A 15,801-nucleotide genomic window follows, 5' to 3' on the forward strand; every position below is an offset into this window, starting at 1 on the left:
TCAGCCGTCCGCGCATCATGAAACCTCTGGCTACCCAAGTAAACAGGAGCGATCAAAATGAACGGCTTGAGCGATGTGCGGCTGACGTTACACAGTCAGGAACTGGTGGCAGGGCAGGAAAAGGGGCTGCGCAGCGCGTCATTGCGCAATCCGCCGTCCGGCCTGAGCCGCTGGGCCCTGTTCTGGCATCGTCTGCATACACGCAAGGCCTTGTTGGAACTTACACCTGAACAGTTGCGTGACATCGGGCTGACTCGGGAGCAGGCGTTGGAGGAGGGGCTCAAACCGTTCTGGCGGCTTTGAAGTGGTGCCGGCCCGGAGATGGCTATCGCGGGCAAGCCTTGCTCCCACAGATTGAAATGGCCTGTGGGAGCAAGGCTTGCCCGCGATCGCGTCGTCAGTCCTGGTGAAGCTCTTTAAACCAACTCTTTCAACCGATGCCACAACATCCCCAACGCCAACAGCGGTGAGCGCAAGTGCTTGCCCCCCGGGAAGGTCATGTGCGGGACCTGGGCGAACAGGTCGAAACCGCTGCTGTGCTGGCCGCTGATGGCTTCGGCCAACAGTTTGCCGGCCAGGTGCGTGGCATTCACCCCATGGCCGGAATAAGCCTGGGCGTAATACACATTGGGCTGGTCCTTGAGCCGGCCGATCTGCGGCAAACGGTTGGCACCAATGCCAATCATCCCGCCCCATTGATAATCGATTTTCACATCCGCCAATTGCGGGAACACCTTGAGCATTTTCGGACGCATGTAGGCGCCAATGTCCTGCGGGTCGCGGCCGGAATAGTGACAGGCCCCACCGAACAGCAAGCGGCGATCCGCCGAAAGCCGGTAGTAATCCAATGCGACCCGTTGGTCGCAGACCGCCATGTTCTGCGGCAACAGCGCCTGTGCCTGGGCCTGGCTCAAGGGTTCGGTGGCGATGATGTAGCTGCCGGCCGGCAGGACTTTGCCGCCGAGTTGCGGATTGAGTCCATTGAGGTAGGCATTGCAGCCCAGCACCAGCGTCTTGGCACGAACCAAGCCCTGTTGGGTGTGCACGCTCACCTCAGGGCCGTAGTCGATGCGCGTGACCGCCGATTGTTCGAACAGCCGGACCCCCAATTGCTGCGCCGCGGCGGCTTCGCCCAGGGCCAGGTTCAACGGATGCAAATGGCCCGAGCCCATGTCGATCAATCCGCCGACGTAGCGATCCGAACCCACGACGCTGTGCATTTCGTCGGCTTGCAGCAGTCGGGTCGGGTGGCGATAACCCAGGCTGCGCAATTCTTCGGCGTCTTCGGCGAAGCCTTCCAGGTCGCTGGGTTTGTTGGCGAGGTCGCAGTAGCCCCAGGTGAGGTCGCAGGGGATTTGAAAACGCTCGACGCGCTGTCGGACGATTTCCACGGCCTCAAGCCCCATGAGTTTCATCTGGCGCACGCCGTCGGTGCCGAGGATCGGCGCGAACTGGTCGAGACCATGACCAACACCACGGATCAATTGGCCGCCGTTGCGCCCGCTGGCCCCCCAGCCGATCCGGTGCGCTTCCAGCAGCACCACGCTCATGCCGCGCTCGGCCAGTTCGATCGCCGTGTTCAACCCGGAGAACCCGCCGCCGACGACGCAGACATCCGCCCGCAACTCACCCTGCAGCAGCGGATGGTCCGGTTGCGGCAGGCTGCTGGCGGCGTAGTAAGAGGCGGCGTGCGCGTGGTTCGGGACAGGTTGCTGAACACGGGCGTTCATGTGCGTAATCCTGATTGTTGTGTTTGAGAAATTTTACGGAGCATAAGCCGGGGATTCCTTCCTGGGCAACATCGGTCGGTTGGCGCTGTCTGGCACGCGGCCTTTGAGGCAGAATCCCGGTTTATCCCTCTCGGTAATCGTCTCGATGAGCTGCAACAGTCAAAAAATCCGCACGCTACGCCAGCAGATTCCCTCGTTCGAGTGCGTGCCGGGCTGCCATGACTGCTGCGGTCCGGTCACCACCTCGCCCGAGGAAATGGCCCGCCTGCCGCGCAAGACCCGCGCCGAACAGGACGCGGCCATGGAAGCCTTGGACTGCGTGCACCTGGGGCCCGATGGTTGCACCGTCTACGACGAGCGGCCGCTGATCTGCCGGCTGTTCGGCACCACGGCGACCTTGCCGTGTCCCAATGGCCGGCGGCCGGTGGAGCTGATTCATCCGCGGGTCGAGAAACAGATTCATGAGTACATGGCCAGCACCCGGCAGGTGTTGGTCTAGTCGCCAGGAGACCGAGTCGCGAGGGCGGTCTGGAGCCAGGCTCAATCCGGAATCGGCAGGTTCAGGCTCTCCTTCACTTCTTCCATCACGATGTAACTCTTGGATTCGCGCACGTGGGGCAGCTTGAGCAGGATGTCCCCCAGCAGCTTGCGATACGAAGCCATCTCGGAAATCCGTGCTTTCACCAGATAGTCGAAATCCCCTGACACCAGGTGACATTCCAGCACGTGAGGCAGTTTCAGCACGGCGCGTCGGAACTCTTCGAAGGTGTCGCCGGATTTGTAGTCGAGGCTGATCTCGACAAATACCAGCAGGCTGCCCTTCAAGTGCTGCGGATTGAGCCGGGCGTTGTAGCCCATGATGATGCCCTCGCGCTCCAGGCGCCGGACCCGCTCGGTACAGGGAGTGGTGGACAGGCCGACCTTTTCCCCCAGCTCGGTGAAGGAGATCCGCCCGTCCGCCTGGAGAATGCGCAGGATGTTGCGGTCGATCTTGTCCAGCTCGCGTTTGGTCTGGGTATTGGTACGCACAGGTGATGCGCCTCCATGAAAAGGGGTTTTGCCGAGAATTCTCGCCAAATATAGGTGTTTATATAGTGAAAAGCACTGGCTGATCTTTTTTACACTGCGCCCATCTAAGCTGTGTACAACAAACGTCAGCGGTTCATCCGCGATGAGGGCATCAACATGCGCGTTCTGGTCTTGGGTAGCGGCGTCATCGGTACCGTCAGTGCTTATTATCTGGCTCGTGCCGGGTTTGAAGTGGTGGTGGTCGACCGTCAGCCAGCGCCTGCCATGGAAACCAGTTTCGCCAACGCCGGCCAAGTGTCGCCGGGTTATGCCTCGCCATGGGCCGCGCCGGGCGTGCCGCTCAAGGCCATCAAGTGGCTGCTGCAACGGCATGCGCCGCTGGCGATCAAGGCCACTGCCGATATCGACCAGTACCTGTGGATGGCGCAGATGCTGCGCAATTGCACCGCCAGCCGCTATGCCATCAACAAGGAACGCATGGTGCGCCTGTCCGAGTACAGCCGTGACTGCCTCGACGAGCTGCGCGCCGAAACCGGCATTGCCTACGAAGGCCGTAGCCTGGGGACTACACAGTTGTTCCGCACCCAGGCCCAGCTCGATGGCGCGGCAAAAGACATTGCCGTGCTGAAAGAGTCCGGCGTACCGTTCGAAGTGCTCGACCGCGAAGGCATCGCCCGGGTCGAGCCGGCCCTGGCCAATGTCACCGACATCCTGGCCGGTGCCTTGCGCCTGCCTAACGACCAGACCGGCGACTGCCAGATGTTTACCACGCGCCTGGCGGAAATGGCGGTGAAGCTGGGTGTGCAATTCCGCTTCGGCCAGGATATCCAGCGCCTGGACTTCGCTGGCGACCGCATCAATGGTGTCTGGATCGACGGCAAGCTGGAAACCGCCGACCGCTATGTGCTCGCCCTGGGCAGCTATTCGCCGCAATTGCTCAAGCCCCTCGGGATCCGTGCGCCGGTGTATCCGCTCAAGGGTTACTCCCTGACCGTGCCGATCACCAACCCGGCGATGGCCCCGACCTCGACCATTCTCGACGAAACCTACAAGGTCGCGATCACCCGTTTCGACAATCGCATTCGGGTGGGCGGCATGGCGGAAATCGCCGGTTTCGACCTCTCCCTCAACCCGCGTCGGCGTGAAACCCTGGAGATGATCGTCAACGACCTTTATCCTCAGGGCGGCGATCTGGCCCAGGCGAGTTTCTGGACCGGCTTGCGTCCGACCACCCCGGATGGCACGCCCATCGTCGGTGCCACGCCCTTCAAGAATCTGTTCCTGAACACCGGCCACGGTACCCTCGGATGGACCATGGCCTGTGGTTCCGGTCGCCTGTTGGCCGACCTGATGGCGAAGAAAAAGCCGCAGATCAGCGCCGAAGGCCTCGATATTTCCCGTTATGGCAGCAAACCCCAGGAGTCTGCAAAACATGTCAATCCAGCGCCAGCTCACCAATGACCGCATGAGCCAAGTTGTCGTGCACAACGGCACCGTTTACCTGGCCGGGCAGGTCGGCGACGACATGAACGCCGGTATTGAACAGCAGACCCGCGAATGCCTGGCCAATATCGAGCGTTTGTTGGAGTTGTCGGGGACCGACAAGACGCGGCTGCTATCGGTGACGATCTACCTGAAGGACATCGAGGCCCATTTCGCAGGCATGAATGCCGTCTGGGATAAGTGGCTGCCCAAAGGCGTCGCCCCGGCCCGGGCCACGGTCGAGGCCAAGCTGTGTGAACCGCAGCTCCTGGTGGAGCTGTCCGTCGTGGCTGCGCTGCCTTAATACCGGCCCAAACGATTCCTCTCCCGGCGCTGTGGGTGGTCCACCCTGCCAGCCCGCGCCGGTTTTTTCTTCATGACCGCCTAGAAGCCTGCCGCCATGCGTCCTGCCCGTGCCCTGATCGATCTCCAAGCCCTGCGTCACAACTACCAATTGGCCCGTGAGGTCACGGGGGCCAAGGCCCTTGCAGTGATCAAGGCCGACGCTTACGGGCACGGCGCCGTGCGGTGCGCCGAGGCGCTACAGGACACGACGGACGGGTTCGCCGTGGCCTGCATCGAAGAAGCCCTGGAGCTGCGGGCCGGTGGGATCCGTGGGCCGATCCTGCTGTTGGAGGGTTTTTTCGAAGCCGATGAGCTGCCCTTGATTGTCGAGCACGACTTCTGGTGCGTGGTGCATTCGTTATGGCAGCTCGAAGCGATTGAAAAAGCCGCACTGAGCCAGCCGATCACGGTCTGGCTCAAGCTCGATTCCGGCATGCACAGGGTCGGCCTGCATCCGGCGGATTACCAGGCGGCCTACCGTCGCCTGCTGGCCAGCGGCAAAGTGGCGAAGATTGTCCTGATGAGCCACTTCGCCCGCGCCGATGAACTGCACGACTCCAGCAGCACCGAGCAACTGGCCGTGTTCGAGGCGGCCCGTCAGGGGCTGGTGGCAGAGGTCAGCCTGCGCAACTCCCCAGCGGTGCTGGGCTGGCCAAAGATGCCGAGCGACTGGGTGCGGCCGGGCATCATGCTCTACGGCGCGACCCCCTTCGACGAACCCAACACGGTCGCCTCGCGCCTGCAACCGGTGATGACCCTGGAATCGAAGATCATCTGCGTGCGTGAATTGCCCGCCGGTGAGCCGGTGGGCTACGGTGCTCGCTTCGTGACCACGCAACCGACCCGGGTCGGGGTGGTCGCCATGGGCTATGCCGACGGCTACCCGCGCCAGGCGCCGAACGGCACCCCGGTGCGGGTGGATGGGCAGCGCAGCCAACTGGTCGGGCGGGTGTCGATGGACATGCTGTGTGTCGACTTGACCCATGTCCCCCAGGCCGGACTCGGCTCGACCGTGGAGTTGTGGGGCAAGAACATCCTCGCCAGCGACGTCGCCAAGGCCGCCGACACGATTCCTTACCAGATTTTCTGCAACCTGCGGCGGGTGCCACGGCTCTATTCCGGGGGCTGAGACGAAGCGCCACTTACCGAAAGTCGCTTCACCGCACAGGATTCGGGTCAAAGTGTTGTAAATACTGAACGCTGTCGCCATGATAACGCTCACTTTCCTCACAACCTGATTCCCTGGAGGCTCCAGCATTGGACGTCGGTGAACGACTGCAATCCATTCGTAAACTCAAAGGCCTTTCCCAGCGTGAACTCGCCAAGCGCGCGGGCGTCACCAACAGCACTATTTCGATGATCGAGAAGAACAGCGTCAGCCCCTCGATCAGCTCGTTGCGTAAGGTCCTTGGCGGGATTCCCATGTCCATGGTCGAGTTTTTCTCCGAGGAGATCCTTCAGGAAAAACCGACTCAGATCGTCTACAAAGCCAACGAACTGATCGACATCTCCGATGGTGCCGTGACCATGAAGCTGGTGGGTCGGGCACACCCGAGCCGGGCGATTGCCTTCCTCAACGAGATCTATCCGCCGGGTGCCGATACCGGTGAAGAGATGCTCACCCATGAGGGCGAGGAGACAGGGATTCTGGTGGAAGGGCGGCTGGAACTGGTGGTAGGCCTCGAAACCTTCGTGCTCGAGGCGGGCGACAGCTACTATTTCGAAAGCACCAAGCCCCACCGTTTCCGTAATCCGTTCGACGTGCCGGCGCGACTGATCAGCGCAGCCACGCCGGCCAATTTCTAGACCAAGAGGCGCCAGGCCCCCGTGGCAAAGGCGCCCACCTGTTGGGCTGTCATGACAAACAAGACCCTTGCGACTTTGGGGTTGTTTCAGAGTGACAGGCTTACCGCTATACTTGCGCCCGCCTGCAAACCGTGGCCGCAGGCGTGACTAGCCACCATTGAGGGTGTACGCGTGAACCTAATTATGAAAATGCTGGCTGCACCAGCAACCGTATTGGCCCTATGGGCTGCGACCGCTCAAGCTGCGCCGAACGACGAAATCGCCAAGCGCCTTGAACCCGTCGGCCAGGTCTGCGTCCAGGGCAAGGAATGCAAGGGTATGGAAGTTGCCACTGCCGCTGGCGGCGCTGGCGGTGCCAAGAAACCGGCTGATGTGATTGCAAAGCATTGCAACGCATGCCACGGCACGGGCCTGCTGGGCGCGCCGAAAATCGGTGACAAGGCCGCCTGGAAAGAACGCGCCGATCACCAGGGCGGTCTCGACGGCATCCTGGCCAAGGCCATTACCGGCATCAACTCCATGCCGCCTAAAGGCACCTGCGCCGATTGCTCGGATGACGACCTCAAGGGCGCTATCAAAGAGATGTCTGGCCTGTAAATCAAACAGATCGTTGAGGTGAGCCGTAAGGCTACCTCAACCATTGATTTCGAGGTGATGGTTGATCAGCACTTAGACATGATGCTTATCAAGAACCAGCTTTTTCAAATACTCACCTGAAGAGTTCAAGACAGCCTTGTAGATGCTATAGGCCTCTGTTTCGGCAGGCTCGATTTTTTCTAAAGTCCCATCGTTAATCTGAAGTAACTCGCACCCTGGCATGGACATTATTATGGGGGAGTGTGTCGCAATTATAAATTGAGCGCCTTCGCTGGCAAGTTCAAAAATTCGTAAAATGAATGCTAATTGCCGCTGCGGCGACAAGGAAGCTTCAGGCTCATCAAGAATATAAAGTCCTTTATCATTAAATCTTAGCTGGAATAGTTTCTCCATGGCTTCCCCGTGGGAAATGGTATGTAAGTCACGGCCGCCATAATAGGTCTTTATCTCCGGTGAAAAGCTATTTTCTTCATCCAGGCGCCGAATTTCCGTGTTCAGGTTATAGAAGGTTTCTGCTCGATAAAAAAATAGATCTTTTTCCTTGATATGTCCTTTTGATAGTATCAGTTCCCGATGAAGGTCAGAGTGCGTGTCTTCCGTCTTAAATATAAAATTCTTCCCCCCACCCTCAGGGTTACAGCCGAGCTTGACCGCAATACCTTCAAGTAAAGTAGATTTACCACATCCATTTTCCCCGATGATGACGGTGATAGGTCGCGTAAAGTTTATTGGAAACAGGTTGCGCAAACAAGGAGGAATGCTCGCCGCCGGTTTTAATCGAACTTCTCGCAAATAGAAATTATTCATGTTGAGCGCCCTCGAATATCCTTTTTACTGATTCATTGATTCCGACCAGAGAAAGAGCGGTCTCAAGTGATTGGCGACTTGCCATTGCGAATAAACCAATGTATCCCAGTAAATAAATATACTTTGATCCCAGTAGTTCCGGAGTTGCCGAGGCAATAAAAATCACAATGAATACAGTAGCGATCGCAATTAGAATTTCTGGTATGGAGCAAAGTATCAAATTTAATTTCTGATGCTCATGGCGGGCGCCCGCCGCCTTGTTAAGCCGCTGACAGTGTTTTCTATAGTTGTCGCGATACCGAGCGATGTTGGCTGAATTAATGAGTGTCAAGAAAGAAAGCTTGTATTGTTCCTCCTTCAATATTTCAGCTTGATAAAGCTTGGCGATAATAAGGGACGATTTCTTCAGCTGCAGTGCAGCCAGCGACCAAATGAGCAGTAAAGGTATTAGAAAATAAGGTGTTTCTATTATAAGTAAGTAGGATGTCGTTACAACCAGTAAGCCGGAGCCGAACAGATAAAGTGCGCTTGAAATTGCCGCTGCTATGCGCGCCGTATCTTCCGTGATGCGGGTAATAAATGCGCTATGTGTCGTAGAGCTACGGTGGTTGTAAATATGTTCTATGAGGCTCATACGTAGACTCGTCTCGGCATAGGCATTCAAACTATCAGCAGCGCCTTGCAAAATAGCTCTTGCAATAAAGGCAGAGGCCAGTTTCTTTAGTGATTCCAGAATATAAGCTGTATCCGTGATCTTTGTTATTCCCTCAGAAATAATATATGGGATGAGCAATTGACAGCTTGCTGATAACACAAGGCATAGGCTGACCAGCATTAGAATTAAAGAATTCGTCTTTAGCACATTACCCATCTGTTGCTCCTGAAAGGCACCGATCAATTCTCATCCGGCGATAGCGTGCTTCACCGGTTGCATAATATATACTTACGAGTGCGCCTGTTGGTACGAGCACTCGTTCTAGATATACAGCAGCGGAGACAAAATCTCCGATAGATAATGTATCGTTCGCGATGGAATTGGAGCCAATATAGAATAATAAAATTATACCTATTAAGTAAGAAAGGTTGGAGGCGAGTTCGAGCAAGGCTATTTTTGCCCTGGAAATTAATGATAAAAGCTTGATCTGGCGGTTGTTTTCTTTAATAAGTTCAAGGTCTGACAGTGAAGAGGAATTTCTGAGGTTGCTGATGTTAGAAATCAGTTGAGTGTTTGTCTCAACATACTTTTTATATGAGCTTAAGTAGGCTCTTCGTGTAAGTATTTTGAATGTGGCGATGTACAGGATTGCCGATAATGGTGCGATAGTTAATGATGGGTTGTAATGAAGCACTATGAATAGAGCGAGAAGTAGAGCGCTAAGGCTTGATGCGATGTCTAAGTAAATATTGTGATATAGATAAATGCTGCCTTCTACGTCGCCATCTATTAAGTCGATTGCTTCGCCATGGTTTTCAAGGGTAGTTTTGAGGATGATTTTTTCGGTTAGTCTGGTTTTTAAGCTTTTTCGGGTGGCTGTAGAAAGCTTTTGGATATATAGGTGTGAAGCCAGCCTCCCGCAGGGAGTGGCGATAATTAGTACACAGGCGACAGAAATGATCAATGTATCTATTTCTCCATGCTTGGTATAAAAGTTAATTGCTTGACCTATGAGGTAGGGGGGCGCGATGCCAATTAAAGCACCGGCTATCCCAATTAAAATGACTCGCAGATTCAAAAACATTGTCATATGAGTTTCATTTCGTGGGCGAGAAATGGGAATTTAAATTTCTGGTTAAGCAATCCTATTGATCCTAGCAACGAGCCAACCTTTCCCACCCATAAACCTAACGGATCCGCCGATCTTGTTCTCAACTCTCGTGTGTCATATTCGGCCAAGTTTAGTACGTTGGCCCAAATATACGTTCGATAGTCCGATAAGGCTTCAGGGTTTAGTTCCTTAATCAAATTTAGCAATCCGTACGCGCCGTGGCAAAGCGAGTCGTTTACGGGACGTTTTCTTTTCAATAAGCTATCAAAAGTGAATAGTTTGTTTGGTGGATTTTTGTCTAGAAATGTGATTGCCTCATGAATATCTTTAGATGCAAAGTAACGAAGTGCCAGATAGTTTCCGGGTAAGCCATGGCTCCATGAAAATTCTCCTGGAGATGAGTCGGCAGATCTTCTTCTATAGTCCTTCCAATTGTCGATGTCAGAATCAAACTCAGATAGTTCCCAGTTCAATAAGTCCAAAAATACTGAGTGAATTGATTCGCTTTGCATGATGGTGTTATAGAAATAGAAAATGGCATATGCGCAGCCCATAACGCCGTGAGAAATGCCGCTGAGTAATCCATCGTCACGAGTGGTTATCGACTTTCCAAATGTCACCGTGTTTCGTCCGTTTACTATGCTTAATTCGGTTTCGATTTTGCTATAAAGAGTTTTTCCTAATGACGAAAACTCCGAATCATTTGTCAGTTCATAAAGTCTGGTAATAACTGTTAGCGTTCCAAATGATCCAGAAAGCAGGTCGTTTCCCCAGAAATATTTCTGCCACCAACTGTCAGTAATGACGTCATTCAAATAGCTTTTGTACATAGATAACAAAACATCGCTTCTGTTGTCTTTATAAAATTTCAGGCTTATGTATAAGGGGAGGATGGTGGACGACAAACCGAAATGAAGACCGCCCAAGTGACTGCCTGGGTTAGTCAGTTTTGTGTGGACTCTGGTATATACATGATTTAATAAATCGTGTGTAGCATCTTTTGAAATGGCCACCCACTGACCAGCCAATATGCATCCATAAAGGATACCCGATAAACCATAGTAATAGTCGTCGCCTAATTCGGAGTATTCTACATATCCGCCAGGAGACGCATGGAACCCTAGCCATAAACCATTTGTCGATAACTCATCGATGATCTGGGTGTTAATAAACTCGACGTTTCGATTTTGTGCTAGTCGGACGGCGTGTAGTATCGAGTCTAAGCTTTGGTTAGCTATATTATCCAGGCAATCATGCTGACGAAATTCATGGTCGGTCAAGCGCTTGTCGTGCTCATACATATTCTGCATGGCAATCAATGTGTTCTTTATTAAGCTTGTTTCGAAAGCTGTTCGACACGTTGACAGATTTCTCAAGTAATCAACGCTATTGGTTAATCCGTCCACGTATTCGAGGGAATCCAAATGCCCCTTTCCTAGGTAGCAAGGTTCGAAAAATTCAAGTTGCCCCACTTGGCTTTTAGCATATGGGATATCTAAGTTCATACATGCTTGGATCTCTGCCTCCAAAAAACCAATAGCGGGAGCGGTCTCGTTATCAAGGATTTTTTTTAGAAAAGCTCTTCGGTTTTCGCTGGAACTCATCAGAGAAGCGTGAAGTGAGCATTGAATGGCATAATGATAAGTAGCTGTTGCTCTGGGTACGTATCTACAGGGCAGACCAGAGAGCCGGCTGATAGAGCTAATGAGCGATTCTTTTCTCTTCTCGATCAGCTGGAAGACGCAATGGAATCCTTCGGTTATTTCTTTATAGTACTCCCAAGGCTTTACAACTCGCCCCTTAAAGTATAGAACGTTTTTTCCAGGTAGAATTTTCACTCCGTCCATGCCAAAGCTATCGTTGCCATGTTTATCCTCTATATGCTGGTATAGATTTAAACTGACATATTGTTCGTTTAAGCCACCTAATGCACTTAAATCCACCCCTATCCCGTCGGTGCCCTTCCAAGTCCAGTTCGGTAATATACTGGTCTGAGTAGCATTCCAACGTATCTCCTTGGGAATACTATCGATATTAAGAACATTATAAAAAATTGTCTCCAAATCGATAGGGATCGGACTGCTCGCATGGGCGATGAGATTGTCGGATGTAATATCTGAAGCTGTAAAGGCGGTGCAGAATCCGAGTAAGAAACCTGATCGTTTATAAAATTGTGCTACCTGCAACTGAGATTGGGCGGGCAGCTGCGGTACATATTGTGTCCATCCATGATCTGAGCCGATTATATAATTAGGAATTGTCCATTCGCTATAATCACCGCCAGCATTATCCGATAAATTTCGCAGCAACGCTGACATCGAAGACTCAAGCTCTAAATTCCTTGGTTTATAGACTATTCGTTCCCCGTTACAGAAGGTCAATATGCACACCGTCGCGGAGCCGTTATGAGTTTCGCCTTCCGAAACTTCACATTTTTTCAGAGAATTAAAGCTATTAATATTAGCTATCTTACTCAAGGCGTTTTTGTCACATATGAGATGTTTTGCCAGGCGCAAGCTTTGCTCAAAAAAATTATGGGAAATTGTTTCTAGCAGTCTGTCCAGTTCTGGATAGGCGGTTAATATGTCGTGCAGATAACTCGTGGTGTTCCTGAGGATTTTATAATGCTCTTTTACAGTGACTCTTGCTGTGGGGGCTGTTTTCTCCAAAATGCTTCGTTCGGCGAAAAGAACATTGTTAGCTGTCGCCGTGACTCGAGCGGTCAAATTGTGAAGAAAACCATTAATGATGACTGATTGGTCGTTGTCTGACAGTTCACGCAATTCATTGAACGCTTGCTTACTTTTATATGTGTAGTATGCGAGATACGGCCATACGGGGCAGTCGGTACTGATGTCTACTGATTTTGCTAAGGCGGAATTGGTTAGGAAATCTAAAGGTATTATCATGATGCGTCCCGTAGATGTAGATATAGGTGGCCGATAAGACATCGGCCACCATTTTCAATTAACTGTGAGTAGCCCAGCAGCATTGGTGCCAACATTGGGAGCAGCAGCTTGTGCAAGGCCGTGTCCCACTTGATGCGGCAGTTAGGTTGCTATAAGCCTGAATAGCTAGTGATAAAATCGGGGTGCTGTCAGTGAGCAATATTTTCCTCGCGCTCTGTATGGCTTTTAGATCAATTTGCATATGGATACCTCTAAAGTAATTAGCTGAGTCAAGTGCAGAGGGCGACTTTGCCGGTTGTGAAAGGTTGAATGTCAGGAGGTATTCATGTTTGTGTTCCTTTTGTATTGATTGAAGGTGATATGAGTGGTCGGTTTTTTACTATTGGATTTTTTTTGATGTTTTCAGTAATAAATATTAATCCTCCTCCAATGAGTATCAATCGGAGGCTGCCGATAACATTGAGTGAATTTTGAAGGGTTTAAGTAGTGCGTGCTCAATCTGTAGGTGAGAATATTCTTTGCTTCTTGGGTGTTTGTAGGATGTTGCGTAGGATTTTTTTGAATGCTGGAAATATTCAATTGTTTTGGGCTTTATATGCTCCCTTCCAAGTAGCTGATTACAGATAGAATTTCCCCTCATGGGACTGTTCATCGCAACCAAGACCCGGCAAGCTCGGTCCAACCCACATTCATGGAATGTCCCGGAGGGTCCGATGGTGCAGTTGTGTTCAATCGAACAGGCGGTGGATGACGTGCTCGAGCGCCTGCCCGCGCATATTCACCTCGGCATGCCCCTGGGGCTGGGCAAGCCCAACCTGTTCGCCAACGCGTTGTACCGGCGTATCGCACAGCTGCCCGAGCGACAGTTGACGATCTACACCGCCCTGAGCCTGGGCCGGCCAAACCTGGGCGATGGTTTGCAGAAGCGCTTCCTCGAACCCTTTGTCGAACGGGTCTTCGGCGACTATCCCGAGTTGGATTACCTGGTCGACCTGCACCAGGACAGCCTGCCGGCCAACATCCGCGTCCAGCAGTTCTTCATGCAACCCGGCAGCCTGCTGCACAGTACATCGGCCCAGCAGAGCTACGTCAGCAGCAACTACAGTCACGCCGCTCGGGACATCAACGCCGCCGGCTTGAACCTGGTGGCGCAACTGTTGGCGAGCGCCCCGGAACACCCGGATCGCCTGAGCCTGAGCTGCAACCCGGACATCACCCTCGACCTGCTGCCGATGATCGCCAAGCGCCGGGCGGCCGGCGAGACCATTCTCCTGGTCGGCCAGGTGCACGACGATTTGCCCTACATGCCGGGCGACGCGGAGGTCGGCATCGACGCTTTTGACCTGTTGGTCGACGAAAAGGACAGTCACACGCTGTTTTCCACGCCGAACATGCCGGTGGGTTTCCAGGATCATCTGATTGGTATACATGCCAGTACCCTGGTGCGCGACGGCGGGACGCTGCAGATCGGCATCGGCGCCATGGGCGACGCGTTGACGGCGGCGCTGCTGGCGCGTCAGGCCGATAACGCCGGTTACCAGGCGTTGCTGGCGGACCTGAACCTTAGCCAGTGGGCGCAACTGATCGAGCGCGAGGGTGGGGTCGAGCCGTTTGCCAAAGGGCTGTACGGTTGCAGTGAAATGTTCGTCAACGGTTTGCTGGTGCTGGCCGAGGCCGGGATCATCCGCCGCAAGGTCTACCCCGACGAGCCGACCCAGGCGCGAGCCAACGCCGGGACCCTCGACGAGGCGGCACAACCCGACGGCATCTGCATACACGGCGGCTTCTTCCTCGGCCCGCGCAGTTTTTACGAGCGCCTGCGTGAGTTGCCGCAGAGCCGTCTTCTCGAATTCAACATGACGCGCATCAGTTACATCAACGAGCTCTACGGCCAGGAACCGCTCAAGCGCCTGCAGCGCCTCGATGCCCGTTTCATCAATACCGTCTTCACCATGACCCTGATGGGGGCCGGGGTGGCCGATCAGTTGGAGGACGGGCGGGTGCTCAGCGGCGTGGGCGGGCAATACAACTTCGTTGCCCAGGGCCATGCGCTGGAGGGTGGACGCTCGATCCTGCTGCTGCGCAGTTGGCGCGAGGCCGGGGGCGAGATCAGCTCGAACATCGTCTGGGAGTACGGCCATTGCACGATCCCCCGGCACCTGCGCGACATCGTGGTGACCGAATACGGCATCGCCGACCTGCGCGGCAAGACCGATGCCGCGGTGATCGAGGCGTTGCTGAACATCAGCGACTCACGCTTCCAGCCCGGGCTGATCGAGCAGGCGCAAAAGGCCGGCAAGTTGCCGAAGGATTTCCGCCTCGATCCACGGTTCGCCGACAACACGTCGGAGCGGTTGCAGGCGATCCAGGCTCGGCATCCGAATCTGTTTCCCGAATACCCGCTGGGCTGTGATTTCGATGGGGTCGAGCGGGACCTGTTGCGGGCGCTGAACTGGCTCAAGAGCAAATTCAAGCTCACCGAGATCCTGGAGTTGGGCAAAGCCGCGCTGGATGCGCCGGAGCCCTGGGAGTTTGCCGGGCATCTGGAGCGGATGCAGCTGACCAGTCCTGAAGGGCTGAAGGAGGAGCTGTTCCAGCGGTTGTTGCTGGCCGGTCTCAAGGCTACTGCGCAACAATCAACCTGAAACCCCTGCGGGAGCGAGCTTGCTCGCGATGGCGGTCTGTCAGACCCATTTTATGTAACAGGTACGCCGCTATCGCGAGCAAGCTCCCACAGGGGGCACTGGGTCAGTCGATGAAGGTCACGACCCCGCCCGCCAGCGATTGCACCCGGGCCAACGACTCGACGCGGTAGCCCTGGGCATCCAGTTCCGCGCGGCCGCCCTGGAACGACTTCTCGATCACGATCCCCAGCCCGGCGACGGTGGCGCCAGCCTGCTTGATGATGGAAATCAGTGCCTGGGAGGCTTTGCCGTTGGCCAGGAAGTCATCGATGATCAGCACCCGATCACTGCTGGTCAGGTGACGTGGGCTGATGGCGACGGTGCTTTCGGTTTTCTTGGTAAACGAATACACGGTGGCCGACAGCAGGTTCTCCGTCAGGGTCAGGGATTGTTGCTTGCGGGCGAAGATCACCGGTACGCCAAGGTTCAGCCCGGTCATGATCGCCGGGGCGATGCCCGAGGCTTCGATGGTGACGATCTTGGTGATGCCCGAATCCTTGAACAGCGCGGCGAATTCGTCGCCGATCAGCTTCATCAATTGCGGGTCGATCTGGTGGTTCAGGAAAGCGTCGACTTTCAGGACCTGATCGGAAAGCACGATGCCTTGTTCACGAATTTTCTGGTGCAGGGCTTCCATGAAGCCTCC

At 54.3% G+C, this 15,801-nt stretch carries 15 protein-coding genes; 8 read left to right on the top strand and 7 right to left on the bottom strand.

Annotated elements, in window-relative coordinates; genetic code table 11:
• Window positions 1–57 precede the first annotated feature (57 nt).
• Window positions 58–303 (top strand): DUF1127 domain-containing protein, encoded by a 246-nt coding sequence (locus BLU85_RS26750; RefSeq protein ID WP_092204761.1) that lies wholly within the window; start codon window positions 58–60, stop codon window positions 301–303.
• Window positions 304–416: 113 nt separating this feature from the next.
• On the opposite strand, the gene BLU85_RS26755 is transcribed toward BLU85_RS26750, so the two are convergent.
• The gene (locus BLU85_RS26755; RefSeq protein ID WP_092204760.1) at window positions 417–1,730 is read right to left on the bottom strand and encodes an NAD(P)/FAD-dependent oxidoreductase; all 1,314 of its coding nucleotides are present in this window, start codon (window positions 1,728–1,730) and stop codon (window positions 417–419) included.
• 145 nt (window positions 1,731–1,875) lie between these two features.
• Between BLU85_RS26755 and BLU85_RS26760 the strand changes: the two genes are divergently transcribed.
• Entirely contained in the window at window positions 1,876–2,229 is a 354-nt protein-coding gene (locus tag BLU85_RS26760; protein WP_092204759.1) for a YkgJ family cysteine cluster protein, read from the top strand.
• A gap of 41 nt (window positions 2,230–2,270) precedes the next feature.
• On the opposite strand, the gene BLU85_RS26765 is transcribed toward BLU85_RS26760, so the two are convergent.
• Complete coding sequence (locus BLU85_RS26765) at window positions 2,271–2,759, bottom strand: Lrp/AsnC ligand binding domain-containing protein (protein WP_003206849.1); 489 nt, start codon at window positions 2,757–2,759, stop codon at window positions 2,271–2,273.
• A gap of 156 nt (window positions 2,760–2,915) precedes the next feature.
• Between BLU85_RS26765 and dadA the strand changes: the two genes are divergently transcribed.
• The 5 genes from dadA to BLU85_RS26790 all read left to right on the top strand — a co-directional run bounded on the left by dadA (window position 2,916) and on the right by BLU85_RS26790 (window position 6,989).
• On the top strand, window positions 2,916–4,220 hold the full coding sequence (dadA, locus tag BLU85_RS26770) for a D-amino acid dehydrogenase (protein WP_092204785.1): 1,305 nt from the start codon (window positions 2,916–2,918) through the stop codon (window positions 4,218–4,220).
• Window positions 4,192–4,545, top strand: coding sequence for a RidA family protein (locus BLU85_RS26775; RefSeq protein ID WP_092204758.1), 354 nt, complete (start codon window positions 4,192–4,194; stop codon window positions 4,543–4,545). The genes dadA and BLU85_RS26775 overlap by 29 nt, the downstream gene beginning before the upstream one ends.
• Window positions 4,546–4,641: 96 nt before the next feature.
• The gene (alr, locus tag BLU85_RS26780; protein ID WP_092204757.1) at window positions 4,642–5,715 is read left to right on the top strand and encodes an alanine racemase; all 1,074 of its coding nucleotides are present in this window, start codon (window positions 4,642–4,644) and stop codon (window positions 5,713–5,715) included.
• Between the two features lie 128 nt (window positions 5,716–5,843).
• A complete protein-coding gene (locus BLU85_RS26785; protein ID WP_017135864.1) occupies window positions 5,844–6,392 on the top strand; it encodes a cupin domain-containing protein in 549 nt (182 codons plus the stop codon).
• A gap of 183 nt (window positions 6,393–6,575) precedes the next feature.
• On the top strand, window positions 6,576–6,989 hold the full coding sequence (locus BLU85_RS26790) for a c-type cytochrome (protein ID WP_092204756.1): 414 nt from the start codon (window positions 6,576–6,578) through the stop codon (window positions 6,987–6,989).
• Window positions 6,990–7,061: 72 nt separating this feature from the next.
• Here BLU85_RS26790 and BLU85_RS26795 read toward each other — a convergent pair whose 3' ends face one another.
• Genes BLU85_RS26795 through lanM form a run of 4 tightly spaced genes read right to left on the bottom strand, consistent with a single transcriptional unit; the run spans window position 7,062 to window position 12,471 of the window.
• Window positions 7,062–7,796, bottom strand: a complete 735-nt coding sequence (locus BLU85_RS26795; RefSeq protein WP_092204755.1) for an AAA family ATPase — start codon at window positions 7,794–7,796, stop codon at window positions 7,062–7,064.
• Window positions 7,789–8,667 carry an ABC transporter ATP-binding protein gene (locus BLU85_RS26800; protein ID WP_092204754.1) on the bottom strand — a complete coding sequence of 293 codons (879 nt, stop codon included), beginning with the start codon at window positions 8,665–8,667 and terminating at the stop codon, window positions 7,789–7,791. The genes BLU85_RS26795 and BLU85_RS26800 overlap by 8 nt, the downstream gene beginning before the upstream one ends.
• The gene (locus BLU85_RS26805) at window positions 8,660–9,541 is read right to left on the bottom strand and encodes an ABC transporter transmembrane domain-containing protein (protein WP_092204753.1); all 882 of its coding nucleotides are present in this window, start codon (window positions 9,539–9,541) and stop codon (window positions 8,660–8,662) included. The genes BLU85_RS26800 and BLU85_RS26805 overlap by 8 nt, the downstream gene beginning before the upstream one ends.
• A complete protein-coding gene (gene lanM, locus BLU85_RS26810; RefSeq protein WP_170847658.1) occupies window positions 9,538–12,471 on the bottom strand; it encodes a type 2 lanthipeptide synthetase LanM in 2,934 nt (977 codons plus the stop codon). Before lanM ends, BLU85_RS26805 begins: the two co-directional genes overlap by 4 nt.
• A gap of 713 nt (window positions 12,472–13,184) precedes the next feature.
• Between lanM and BLU85_RS26815 the strand changes: the two genes are divergently transcribed.
• Entirely contained in the window at window positions 13,185–15,116 is a 1,932-nt protein-coding gene (locus BLU85_RS26815) for an acetyl-CoA hydrolase/transferase C-terminal domain-containing protein (protein WP_092204751.1), read from the top strand.
• A gap of 103 nt (window positions 15,117–15,219) precedes the next feature.
• On the opposite strand, the gene BLU85_RS26820 is transcribed toward BLU85_RS26815, so the two are convergent.
• Window positions 15,220–15,792, bottom strand: coding sequence for a xanthine phosphoribosyltransferase (locus BLU85_RS26820; RefSeq protein WP_014340844.1), 573 nt, complete (start codon window positions 15,790–15,792; stop codon window positions 15,220–15,222).
• Window positions 15,793–15,801 lie beyond the last annotated feature (9 nt).

It is taken from the genome of Pseudomonas sp. NFACC14 (assembly GCF_900106885.1).
In the GTDB taxonomy this organism is placed as follows: Bacteria; Pseudomonadota; Gammaproteobacteria; order Pseudomonadales; family Pseudomonadaceae; genus Aquipseudomonas; species Aquipseudomonas fluorescens_AA.

Coding starts and splice junctions, on each gene's coding strand:
- BLU85_RS26750 (WP_092204761.1), top strand. CDS start 58: ATGAACGGCTTGAGCGATGTGCGGCTGACGTTACACAGTCAGGAACTG.
- BLU85_RS26755 (WP_092204760.1), bottom strand. CDS start 1,730: ATGAACGCCCGTGTTCAGCAACCTGTCCCGAACCACGCGCACGCCGCC.
- BLU85_RS26760 (WP_092204759.1), top strand. CDS start 1,876: ATGAGCTGCAACAGTCAAAAAATCCGCACGCTACGCCAGCAGATTCCC.
- dadA (WP_092204785.1), top strand. CDS start 2,916: ATGCGCGTTCTGGTCTTGGGTAGCGGCGTCATCGGTACCGTCAGTGCT.
- BLU85_RS26775 (WP_092204758.1), top strand. CDS start 4,192: ATGTCAATCCAGCGCCAGCTCACCAATGACCGCATGAGCCAAGTTGTC.
- alr (WP_092204757.1), top strand. CDS start 4,642: ATGCGTCCTGCCCGTGCCCTGATCGATCTCCAAGCCCTGCGTCACAAC.
- BLU85_RS26790 (WP_092204756.1), top strand. CDS start 6,576: ATGAAAATGCTGGCTGCACCAGCAACCGTATTGGCCCTATGGGCTGCG.
- BLU85_RS26795 (WP_092204755.1), bottom strand. CDS start 7,796: ATGAATAATTTCTATTTGCGAGAAGTTCGATTAAAACCGGCGGCGAGC.
- BLU85_RS26800 (WP_092204754.1), bottom strand. CDS start 8,667: ATGGGTAATGTGCTAAAGACGAATTCTTTAATTCTAATGCTGGTCAGC.
- BLU85_RS26805 (WP_092204753.1), bottom strand. CDS start 9,541: ATGACAATGTTTTTGAATCTGCGAGTCATTTTAATTGGGATAGCCGGT.
- lanM (WP_170847658.1), bottom strand. CDS start 12,471: ATGATAATACCTTTAGATTTCCTAACCAATTCCGCCTTAGCAAAATCA.
- BLU85_RS26815 (WP_092204751.1), top strand. CDS start 13,185: ATGGTGCAGTTGTGTTCAATCGAACAGGCGGTGGATGACGTGCTCGAG.
- BLU85_RS26820 (WP_014340844.1), bottom strand. CDS start 15,792: ATGGAAGCCCTGCACCAGAAAATTCGTGAACAAGGCATCGTGCTTTCC.